The organism is Pseudoalteromonas prydzensis (assembly GCF_011050055.1).
Lineage (GTDB): Bacteria > Pseudomonadota > Gammaproteobacteria > Enterobacterales > Alteromonadaceae > Pseudoalteromonas > Pseudoalteromonas prydzensis_A.
The window spans coordinates 1-10,097 of the sequence record NZ_DRGM01000121.1 but is presented as its reverse complement, the minus strand read 5'-3'; the positions used below and the strand labels follow the sequence as shown (position 1 = coordinate 10,097).

Genomic DNA, 10,097 nt, shown 5'->3' with positions numbered 1-10,097 from the left:
TCCTATGGCTAAATGGAATGGTGAATATATTCACCCATACGCAGAACACGGGAAAAAATCAGAACAAGTTAAAAAGATCACCGTTTCGATCCCGTTAAATGTATTAAAAGTTTTAACTGATGAGCGTACTCGCCGTCAAATTAACAATCTTCGCCATGCAACAAATAGCGAACTACTTTGTGAAGCATTTTTACACGCATTTACTGGCCAACCATTGCCAAACGATGAAGACTTACGTAAAGATAATCCAGAGAAAGTACCTGAAGAAGTGAAGAAAATCATGCTTGAGATGGGCTTAGAAGTGCCAATCCTCAACGAAGATTAAAAAAATATACTTCAGGAATTGTATACAAAAAAACCTCAGCGACTTACGTTACTGAGGTTTTTTATTATTGTGCCATTACAAATTGCAGCTGAGCAGCTACTCCATGTAGTTTTCTGGCATATCAATTTGTGCAACACCAGAGTCAATTGCCGCTTGCGCTACAGCTTTAGCTATACGCGGTAATAAACGCGGGTCCATCGGTTTTGGAATAATATACTGCGCACCAAATTCAAGCTTATCAACACCCGCCGCTTTTAGTACTTCTGCAGGTACTGGTTCTTTAGCAATGCTACGAATAGCGTCAACCGCAGCAATTTTCATTTCATCATTAATTTTACTGGCGCGTACATCTAACGCACCACGGAAAATAAATGGGAAACACAATACGTTATTTACTTGGTTTGGATAATCAGAACGACCCGTCGCCATAATTAAATCATTACGCGCACCGTGAGCAAGCTCAGGTGATATTTCTGGATCTGGGTTCGAACAAGCAAACACCACGGGTTTATCAGCCATCAATTTAAGATCTTCAGGGGCCAATAAGTTTGGCCCAGATACACCGACAAAGACATCGGCATCAGCAATCACATCTTGCAAGGTACGCTTATCGGTATTGTTAGCAAACAACTGCTTATATTCGTTTAAATCATCACGGCGAGTATGGATCACCCCTTTACGATCTAGCATATAAATATGTTCGCGTAGTGCGCCACACTTGATCAGCAGTTCCATACATGCAACCGCAGCGGCGCCCGCACCTAAGCACACGATAATCGCATCTTCAATATCTTTACCTTGCACTTCTAGTGCGTTGATCATGCCTGCTGCTGTGACAATTGCAGTACCGTGTTGGTCATCGTGGAACACCGGAATACTACAACGTTCAATCAATGCTTTTTCGATTTCAAAACACTCTGGTGCTTTAATATCTTCTAAGTTAATACCACCAAACGTATCTGCGATGTTTGCCACCGTATTGATAAAGTCTTCAGTGGTATTGTGTTTCACTTCGATATCAATCGAATCAAGGCCTGCAAAGCGTTTAAATAATAACGCTTTACCTTCCATAACTGGTTTAGACGCCAATGGCCCTAAGTTACCTAAACCTAAGATTGCGGTACCGTTAGTAATAACCGCAACCATATTGCCTTTACCTGTGTATTTATAGGCATTAGCAGGATCAGCAGCGATTTCACGTACAGGTTCTGCAACACCGGGGCTATATGCTAAAGCGAGATCTTGGACTGTTTCAGCCGGCTTAGTAAGCTCGACACTGATTTTTCCTGGAACGGGGTGCGAATGGTAATGTAAAGCTTGTTCACGAAAATCTGACATAACGCGATTTTATCCTGCAAGTAAGTTAAGTTGAAAGTGAGAGTAAGCAGTTCTTATAGGGAACGATACCTATATTATAATTAAATTCAAGCAATATCAGGTCTATCCTGTTATATGCTATATCCGTTAATTTTATGCGTTTTATCGTCAAGTTTTGCAAAAAAACTGCAATTTAAAGCGATAAAAACAGCATAAAGCATCAAAAAACCCAACCAAAAATGCTTGTTAAGTGAATATTTAAAGCAAAAACTATCAGCAAAAGTAGATATTCACATAAGTGAGACGTTAACAACATTTAGCAGCATAAAGGCTAACTTTATCGACAAAAACATTTAATCTAGCGTTTTAATACGATAATCAATATAGAGAATAAATCACGATTTGTCTGTTATTTGCTCGCTATACTGGATATAAAAATGGGAAATAGTCACACTATAATGAATGCATGAAGTAACCCTAAATAAGCAGGCATTAAGCGCAAGATGGGCGCCGTTTTTATAAATTGCAGGCATAAAAAAAAGCACCCTAAGGTGCTTTTTCCGACAAAACAACAAGAATTACTTGCTGCTAAGTGAACCGAAACGCTTGTTAAAGCGATCAACACGGCCACCAGTGTCTAAAACTTTTTGCTTACCAGTGTAAAACGGGTGACACGCAGAACATACGTCTAAGTGAATGTCTTTACACAGTGTAGAACTAGTTTCGAATTTATTTCCGCATGAACATGATGCTGAAATTACTTCGTACTTAGGGTGAATACCTTCTTTCATAGAAACCTCTAGTTAAGGCCGCATCGCTCTCCAAACCCGAAGTCTGGCACCATACGTCGTTAAAACAAATTATTTAGGACGCGTATTCTATGCAACAACCCCGCTTGCTACAAGCTTTAAATACCGTTTTTGCTAATAAAATAACCAAAAACTGTAAAGCCGAGATTCGCTGCTAGGTTTTTAGCTGTAATTTTAGTACATTAACTTCCTTGCTAGTTACTGTTTGGGTTGTTATGAGTTTTGTTGAAGTTGCTATAAAAGTTCCGTTGCAGCGCACCTTTGATTATCGTATCCCAGCGCAACTGAACGGTTTATCAACACCACCTCAGGTTGGTGCAAGAGTCATGGTCCCGTTTGGCAATCAGCGTAAAGTTGCTGTGGTATTGGCTTTAAAAACACACAGCGACGTGCCCGCCGACAAACTCAAAGACATGTTTGAAGTTATTGACGATGAACCTATTTTATCACCGCAACATATCGAGTTATTGCGCTTTACTGCTCGTTATTACTGCTACCCGTTAGGCGAAACTATTCATATTGCCCTGCCTAGCGCACTACGCCAAGGGTTATGCCCTGATAAAAGCAGTATCAATATGGTGGCACTGACCGACAAAGGCGCCAAGCTGCCGTCATTAAAAGCAAAAAGCCAATTAAACTTGCTTAAGCAGTTGGCCGAATCGGGGAAATCGTCTTTAACAGAATTAAAAGCGCTGGGGTTTAGTAAAAAAACCATCGACAGCCTACTGAATAAAGCACTGATCAGCCAAACCATCGAACACGACAATCAATGGCAGCAACAAACGCCCACGGTGAGCACTAAACCGACGTTAAATAAAGAACAAGCGGTTGCCTGCAGCACAATTAATCAAGCGCAAGGCTTTAATAGCTTTTTACTTGAAGGCGTCACTGGCAGTGGTAAAACCGAAGTCTATTTACAGTGCCTTGAAGACGTTTTAAAACGTGGTGAGCAAGCGTTAGTACTGGTACCTGAAATAGGCCTTACACCGCAAACCGTCAACCGCTTTCGTCGCCGTTTTCCAGATACGCCGATTATGCTGTGGCATTCAGCGTTGACCGATAATGAACGCCTGCAAACATGGCGCTTTTGCGAAAAAGCCAGCTGTGCGATAGTGATCGGCACCCGTTCGAGTATCTTTTTGCCGTTTTTAAAACTCGGCATGATCATTGTTGATGAAGAGCATGACAGCTCCTTTAAACAACAAGACACACTACGCTACCACGCCAGAGACTTAGCCGCTTACCGTGCATTTCAGCATAAAATACCACTTATTTTAGGCTCAGCCACGCCTGCTCTTGAGACTTTACATAAAGCACTGAATAACAAATATCAATTATTAAGCCTCACGCAACGCGCGCAAACTAGCACCGATAATAAATTTCAATTATTGGATATGAAAGGTCAGCCCGATCAAGCGGGAATAGCCCACGGCAGCCTAGCGACGATTCGCCAGCATTTAAAGCGTGGCAAGCAAGTGATGGTATTTTTAAATCGTCGTGGCTTTGCACCGACCTTGATTTGCCATGAATGCGGCTGGCTCAGTGAATGCAAACGTTGCAGCACCAGTGCGACTTTCCATAAAGCAATCGGCCAGATGATTTGCCATCATTGCGGCGAGCAAGAACGGGTGCCGCACCAGTGCCCAGATTGCGGCAGTACACAAATATTTCCAAATGGTAAAGGCACTGAACAAATAGAAGAGTTTTTAAGCAGTGAATTTCCTGACACCCCAATTAGCCGCATTGACCGCGATTCAACGCGCCGTAAAGGCAGCTTAGAAAAAGCCTTAGACGATATTAATCAAGGTGGTGCCCGTATTTTAGTTGGCACGCAAATGCTGGCTAAAGGCCATCACTTTGCCGATGTTAGCCTAGTACTGATACTCGACGTGGATGGCGGCTTATATTCCTGTGATTTTCGCGCCACCGAGCATTTAGCACAGTTGGTCACTCAGGTGGCTGGCCGTGCGGGGCGCAGTGGCGAGCCAGGTCAGGTGTTATTACAAACACACTTCCCTGAACACCCGTTATTGCAGGATTTAGTCAATAATGGTTATCAAGATTTTGCCCGTTTTGCACTGCAAGAGCGTGATGATGCGCAACTGCCACCCATTACCAATATGGCGATTGTTCGCGCTGAAGGTCACAACATAAAGCAAGTGGTCGATTTTTTAACGGATTTAGTTCCAGTTCAGAGTCTAACTGGTATACAATTGCTGGGTCCGATCCCTGCACCACTCGAGCGAATTGCAGGGAAATACCGTTTTCAATTGCATATTCAAGCGCTCGATCGCCCTCTATTACACCAATATCTCGCGCAAATGGTCGACTATTTAAGTACCAGTAAATTAGCGCAAAAGGTGCGATGGAGCTTAGATGTAGATCCCATAGACATGATTTAAGGTTAGAAGTCCACATAACCATGGCACAACACGATTTTATAAATAAAAAACCAAATAACCGTAAAAAACAGCCACCACCAAAAAAGCCATTTCCGGTGTTATTAGTACTTTTGGCAATCTTGTTAGTTGCGGGTTTTAGCTTTGGTTTATGGTATGTGAAAACCAATGCCGATCCTAAATTAGTTGAACAGCAAGCAAACCCAATGCCTGCAAAAGTAAAAGAGCAACTCGCAAAACCACGTCCACCGGAATTTATTAAAGAAATCAAAGAACATGAAATCCAAGTTGAAGTAAGAGAAATTGAACAAAAAGGCCCGTATGTAATGCAATGCGGTTCGTTCAGAACTCACGGCCAAGCTGAAACGCTCAAAGCTAAAATTGCTTTTGCCGGATTAATTGCCGAAATTCGTGAAACAACCGGCACTAACGGTGTCTGGTACAAAGTACGCTTAGGCCCCTACAAAACCAAACGTTTAGCCGAAAGTGATAAAAATAAACTCAAGCGCAGCAAAATAACTGGCTGTGGAATTTGGAATTGGACTTGATTTTAGCCCGTTAACCCATATTAACTCATCATCAATCGTTTTTAACGAGTCGCCCCTGCGGCTCGATGATGAGGAATAACATGACCACTATTGTAAGTGTACGCCGCGGCGATAAAGTCGTCATTGGTGGCGATGGCCAAGTTTCACTTGGTAACACCGTAATGAAGGGCAATGCCCGTAAAGTTCGACGCCTTTATAATGGCAAAGTGATCGCCGGTTTTGCTGGCGGCACTGCTGATGCCTTCACCCTATTCGAACGTTTTGAAAGCAAACTTGAAATGCACCAAGGCAACTTAACCAAAGCAGCGGTTGAGATGGCCAAAGATTGGCGCAGCGATCGCGCCTTGCGTAAATTAGAAGCCTTACTTGCCGTTGCGGACTCCACCGCCTCCTTGATCATCACCGGTAATGGCGATGTTGTGCAACCTGAAAACGACCTAATTGCTATCGGTAGTGGCGGTAACTTTGCTCAATCAGCAGCAACAGCCTTACTTGAAAATACCGATCTTAGCGCGCGAGAAATCGTTGAAAAAAGCCTCACCATTGCAGGCAACATTTGTGTATTCACAAATAACTTCCAAACCATCGAAGAATTGTAATAGGAACTGCTATGTCTGATATGACTCCCAGAGAAATCGTTCATGAACTTGACCAACATATCATTGGCCAAGCTAAAGCAAAAAAAGCAGTGGCCATTGCCCTTCGTAACCGTTGGCGCCGCATGCAACTCAATGAAGACCTTCGCGCTGAAGTAACGCCGAAAAACATTTTGATGATCGGCCCGACCGGTGTCGGTAAAACTGAAATTGCCCGTCGTTTAGCTAAACTTGCCAACGCCCCATTTATTAAAGTGGAAGCCACTAAGTTCACTGAAGTGGGCTATGTTGGTAAAGAAGTTGAAACCATCATTCGCGACTTGGTTGACGTTTCAATCAAAATGACCCGCGAGCAACAAACTAAAAAGTTTAAACATCGCGCTGAAGAAGCCGCAGAAGAGCGTATTTTAGACGCGCTACTGCCACCAGCAAAAGATTCATCTGGTGAAAGCCAACGTGAAGGTGGCTCATCTACACGCCAAGTATTCCGTAAGAAATTACGCGAAGGGCAATTGGATGACAAAGAAATCGATATTGATTTAGCCCAAGCGCAACCAAACGTTGAGATCATGGCGCCGCCTGGTATGGAAGAAATGACCAACCAGCTGCAAAGCATGTTCCAAAATATGTCCGGTGACAAGCGCAGTAAACGTAAAGTAAAAATCAAAGAAGCCTTCAAACTGTTAGTTGAAGAAGAAGCCGCTAAATTAGTTAACCCTGAAGAACTAAAAGAGCAAGCGATCTTCGCCGCAGAGCAAAACGGTATCGTGTTTATCGACGAGATCGACAAAATCTGTAAGCGTGGTGAATCATCAGGCCCAGACGTAAGTCGTGAAGGCGTACAACGCGACCTATTGCCACTTATTGAAGGCTCAACCGTTAGCACTAAGCACGGCATGGTGAAAACCGACCACATGCTGTTTATTGCCTCTGGCGCATTCCAAATGGCAAAACCATCAGACATGATCCCAGAGCTACAAGGTCGCCTACCTATTCGTGTCGAACTTGAAGCACTCACCGCTGATGACTTTAAACGCATTCTAACCGAGCCACACGCCTCATTGACCGAGCAACAACATGCGCTACTTAAAACAGAGCAAGTAAATGTTGAGTTTAGCGACGACGCCATTGAGCGCATTGCAAAAGCGGCATGGCAAGTAAACGAAAAAACCGAAAACATCGGTGCCCGTCGTCTACACACCGTGATGGAAAAGCTAATGGAAGAAATTTCCTATGATGCCTCCGAGCAAGCTGGCAGCAGTATCGTGATTGACGCCGCCTATGTAGAGCAGCATTTAGGTGCACTGGTTGAAGATGAAGACCTAAGTCGCTTTATTCTTTAATTTTAAAACTAGGATCTAGGGCCTAGGTTCTAGGTTCTAGGTTCTAGGTTCTAGGTTCTAGGTTCTAGGTTCAACACAAAGGTATAACAATGAAGCAAGTGATCAAGGTACATCATCATACAGTTAGTAAAACCCTTGATGTTTATTTTGACGATGACAGCCATTGCACCTTTAGCTGTGAGTTTTTACGTGTTCACTCCCCCTCTGCCGAAGTACAAGGCCACGGCAACGAACCGATGAAACTCGTACTTAATAAGCAATCAGTGAATATTAAACAGATAGAACCCGTCGGCCACTACGCACTGCGTTTAGACTTTGATGATGGCCACAACAGCGGCTTATTTAGCTGGGCATACTTCAGCCACCTACAAACTCAACATGATGAACTATGGCAAACCTACCAACAACGCGTCGCAGAGCACAATGCCAATAAAGACAGCGTACCGATCAAGTTTGTGCCTTAGATTAGCTTTAAGCGGTAAGCGATAAGTTTTAAGCTGCTCGGCGTTAAAGTTAACTATGTGGTTCTGGTTGAGTGCAGCGAAGATAACGAGAAGGCGCTAGGTAACTAGGTTCTAGGTTTTAATAAGCCCTAAAATGGTCTGAACAAATGAGATTCAATCTAATCTGACAGTCGCGTGTGTGCGATAAGCGAACATTGGTAACGCCCCAATATGCAGACGAAAAGAGCGCAGGGAGTTGAGATCAGAATAATTGATTTGTTAGGCAATTCACATTCCGTAATGTTCTTTTCGGTGGCAATTAGGACATAAGGCTATTGTGTTATCTGTAGAGTCTTCTCCACCTTTTGATAGCTGCACTTTATGGTGAACTTCTAAGTATGGAGATCCGTCTTTAATACGTAGAAATGGAGCTTCTGTTAAGCAACTTTCACACGTACCATTTGCCCGAATTAGAGATTCAGCTACGACATCAGGATTACGGATAAACACAGTCGTTTTAACTTCAACCTTTTCAGGTAACTTATTTGCTTTAGATAATCTTTTTAAACGATTTGACTGATTATCTTCTAGTGACTCTTTAACTGAGCGATGAAACTCTTGTTCTATTTCCAAAAAAGTTTTGTTATGTCGTGTAAGTCGCTCAAATTCCTCAGCTACTCCACGTAATTTGCGCATATTAACTTTAAAGTGACCTTCATAATATTTTATATGGGCTTTTAAAGATATTACTGCTTGTATAAGTGAATCCACTCCATATTCTGTATGGATTTTAGATAAGAAGTAATGCATAGCACCAGCGCTCATTGCTCTATGAAAGACCTTTCCCAATAAAAGACATTTAAAGTCGTAAATAAAATCATTGGCAGTAGCTCTATTAAGTCCATGAACATCTACAAGTTCGTTGACTCCGTCAGCTTTTTTGATCTCACCTTCGTAAACTTTTCGGGCTACTCTATAAGCTTCAGAGACTTGTTTTTCTGTGATACGCATAAATGATTCTTTTGATTGCCTAACGAGCCTGTAAAATAACTCGTTTTTATTTATTGTTATTGATGGTTTAACCATAGCTGAGTTGCTATTTTGATTCAATTGCTTAGTAATATTCGTGTTAGATTATCGACTATTTAAGCATGCCAATACTAAGCGCTAAGTTTCCCTCATTTACTGCTCATTCCCTTCTCTTTGTGCAAAAAAAATTAGTGAATTATTTACAAAGAGGTTAAGAGGCGCTGCGCTTTAGAGGAAAATAGGCAAATGCAGTGACAATAACGTGAAGGCTATTACGTTGCGCTTATATGTGTCTGCCTTAAGCTACTGACTTAACAGCCACATCGTCAGACGAAGTAAACGAATTTGCTTATTAAATTAGAGTTGGCCGTCACTGAATAAAAACGGTCAAAAAGAACACTAGTGCCTATTGACAAGGTTAAAGCTCATATGTGTTATAGCACAGTTTTACACATCGTCTTCAGTCAAAATTTGCCGACAATTACGAACGGTTAATATTCGAATTTCGTGACTTAAACTGTAGATAATACGATAGTAACCAAAAATAATTTCACGGTAATTTGTGTTAGGCATTTCAGGAACGAAACGTCCCATTTCTGGCATACTGCCAAGCAATGCTGTTTTATCAAAAACGTCATTCACCCATTTCTCAGCAGCTGCTGGGTTATCTAAAGAAATGAACTCTGCTGCATCACCCAGTTTTTGAAGTGCTAATGGGGATCAAACTACTTTCATTACTTAATGCGCCCTAGCACTTGTGAGCGCGCATCTTCATTTGCAACACCTAGCCCTGAAGCCAATTGAGCTTCTGCGGTACGCATTTCTTCAAGTAGTTCGATCTTTTCTTGCATTGCTTCATACTCTGCAACATCGAGAACAACGGCTACGCCTTTACCATGTTGTGTGATTACCAATGGACGACGAGTCTCATTGATTTGTTTGATGTAAGATGCGACACCGGCACGAAATTCAGATAACGGTTGAATATCTTGATCGAAATGAATGCGACTCATATTGAACTCCAATTAGTACAAAATAACGTACAAATAATAGTTCAACTAATCGCTGTTAGCAAGAGGCTGATACTGTGTTAAAACAATTTCATAGTGTGCGCATACGCCTGCTCGTCCCACGCTCACTTCTACTTGATATAGTTTTAAAAAATCACCTAAGGCATTGCTATCATTAAGTTTTATATTATATTTAGTCAATTTCAATGTCCGCTCATAGCCGCCAGTTAGATGAAGTGCAAATCTATTTATCGAAACTGTAAGATATTAGCTACTAT

At 42.1% G+C, this 10,097-nt stretch carries 10 protein-coding genes and 1 pseudogene; 6 read left to right on the top strand and 5 right to left on the bottom strand.

The window, feature by feature from the left end; translation table 11 throughout:
* Positions 1 to 4: 4 nt before the first annotated feature.
* Entirely contained in the window at positions 5 to 325 is a 321-nt protein-coding gene (gene metJ / locus ENH88_RS11290; protein WP_304182342.1) for a met regulon transcriptional regulator MetJ, read from the top strand.
* A gap of 96 nt (positions 326 to 421) precedes the next feature.
* Here the strand turns inward: metJ and ENH88_RS11285 are convergent, their stop codons facing one another.
* Both ENH88_RS11285 and rpmE read right to left on the bottom strand, forming a co-directional pair.
* On the bottom strand, positions 422 to 1,663 hold the full coding sequence (locus tag ENH88_RS11285; protein WP_304182341.1) for a malic enzyme-like NAD(P)-binding protein: 1,242 nt from the start codon (positions 1,661 to 1,663) through the stop codon (positions 422 to 424).
* A gap of 557 nt (positions 1,664 to 2,220) precedes the next feature.
* On the bottom strand, positions 2,221 to 2,433 hold the full coding sequence (gene rpmE / locus ENH88_RS11280) for a 50S ribosomal protein L31 (protein ID WP_084448215.1): 213 nt from the start codon (positions 2,431 to 2,433) through the stop codon (positions 2,221 to 2,223).
* A 233-nt stretch (positions 2,434 to 2,666) separates the two neighbouring features.
* On the opposite strand from rpmE, the gene priA reads away from it, so the two are divergent.
* From priA to ENH88_RS11255, 5 genes are all read left to right on the top strand, one after another.
* Positions 2,667 to 4,853 (top strand): primosomal protein N', encoded by a 2,187-nt coding sequence (gene priA, locus ENH88_RS11275; RefSeq protein ID WP_304182339.1) that lies wholly within the window; start codon positions 2,667 to 2,669, stop codon positions 4,851 to 4,853.
* Between the two features lie 20 nt (positions 4,854 to 4,873).
* Positions 4,874 to 5,398: an SPOR domain-containing protein gene (locus ENH88_RS11270; RefSeq protein ID WP_304182338.1), complete on the top strand. Its 525-nt coding sequence runs from the start codon at positions 4,874 to 4,876 to the stop codon at positions 5,396 to 5,398.
* An 80-nt stretch (positions 5,399 to 5,478) separates the two neighbouring features.
* Positions 5,479 to 5,997 (top strand): ATP-dependent protease subunit HslV, encoded by a 519-nt coding sequence (hslV, locus tag ENH88_RS11265; RefSeq protein WP_145238496.1) that lies wholly within the window; start codon positions 5,479 to 5,481, stop codon positions 5,995 to 5,997.
* Between the two features lie 11 nt (positions 5,998 to 6,008).
* Complete coding sequence (hslU, locus tag ENH88_RS11260; RefSeq protein WP_304182337.1) at positions 6,009 to 7,337, top strand: HslU--HslV peptidase ATPase subunit; 1,329 nt, start codon at positions 6,009 to 6,011, stop codon at positions 7,335 to 7,337.
* Positions 7,338 to 7,426: 89 nt separating this feature from the next.
* Positions 7,427 to 7,801: a gamma-butyrobetaine hydroxylase-like domain-containing protein gene (locus tag ENH88_RS11255; RefSeq protein ID WP_304182336.1), complete on the top strand. Its 375-nt coding sequence runs from the start codon at positions 7,427 to 7,429 to the stop codon at positions 7,799 to 7,801.
* Positions 7,802 to 8,068: 267 nt separating this feature from the next.
* On the opposite strand, the gene ENH88_RS11250 is transcribed toward ENH88_RS11255, so the two are convergent.
* The 3 genes and pseudogenes from ENH88_RS11250 to ENH88_RS11240 form a co-directional block, all read right to left on the bottom strand.
* Positions 8,069 to 8,791, bottom strand: a complete 723-nt coding sequence (locus ENH88_RS11250) for an HNH endonuclease (RefSeq protein WP_304182335.1) — start codon at positions 8,789 to 8,791, stop codon at positions 8,069 to 8,071.
* A gap of 465 nt (positions 8,792 to 9,256) precedes the next feature.
* A pseudogene (locus tag ENH88_RS11245) lies at positions 9,257 to 9,529 on the bottom strand (type II toxin-antitoxin system RelE/ParE family toxin); the annotation flags it as partial.
* A gap of 14 nt (positions 9,530 to 9,543) precedes the next feature.
* Positions 9,544 to 9,822, bottom strand: coding sequence for a type II toxin-antitoxin system Phd/YefM family antitoxin (locus ENH88_RS11240; protein WP_304182334.1), 279 nt, complete (start codon positions 9,820 to 9,822; stop codon positions 9,544 to 9,546).
* Positions 9,823 to 10,097 lie beyond the last annotated feature (275 nt).

Coding starts and splice junctions, on each gene's coding strand:
- rpmE (WP_084448215.1), bottom strand. CDS start 2,433: ATGAAAGAAGGTATTCACCCTAAGTACGAAGTAATTTCAGCATCATGT.
- ENH88_RS11270 (WP_304182338.1), top strand. CDS start 4,874: ATGGCACAACACGATTTTATAAATAAAAAACCAAATAACCGTAAAAAA.
- ENH88_RS11285 (WP_304182341.1), bottom strand. CDS start 1,663: ATGTCAGATTTTCGTGAACAAGCTTTACATTACCATTCGCACCCCGTT.
- ENH88_RS11240 (WP_304182334.1), bottom strand. CDS start 9,822: ATGAGTCGCATTCATTTCGATCAAGATATTCAACCGTTATCTGAATTT.
- metJ (WP_304182342.1), top strand. CDS start 5: ATGGCTAAATGGAATGGTGAATATATTCACCCATACGCAGAACACGGG.
- hslU (WP_304182337.1), top strand. CDS start 6,009: ATGTCTGATATGACTCCCAGAGAAATCGTTCATGAACTTGACCAACAT.
- ENH88_RS11255 (WP_304182336.1), top strand. CDS start 7,427: ATGAAGCAAGTGATCAAGGTACATCATCATACAGTTAGTAAAACCCTT.
- hslV (WP_145238496.1), top strand. CDS start 5,479: ATGACCACTATTGTAAGTGTACGCCGCGGCGATAAAGTCGTCATTGGT.
- ENH88_RS11250 (WP_304182335.1), bottom strand. CDS start 8,791: ATGCGTATCACAGAAAAACAAGTCTCTGAAGCTTATAGAGTAGCCCGA.
- priA (WP_304182339.1), top strand. CDS start 2,667: ATGAGTTTTGTTGAAGTTGCTATAAAAGTTCCGTTGCAGCGCACCTTT.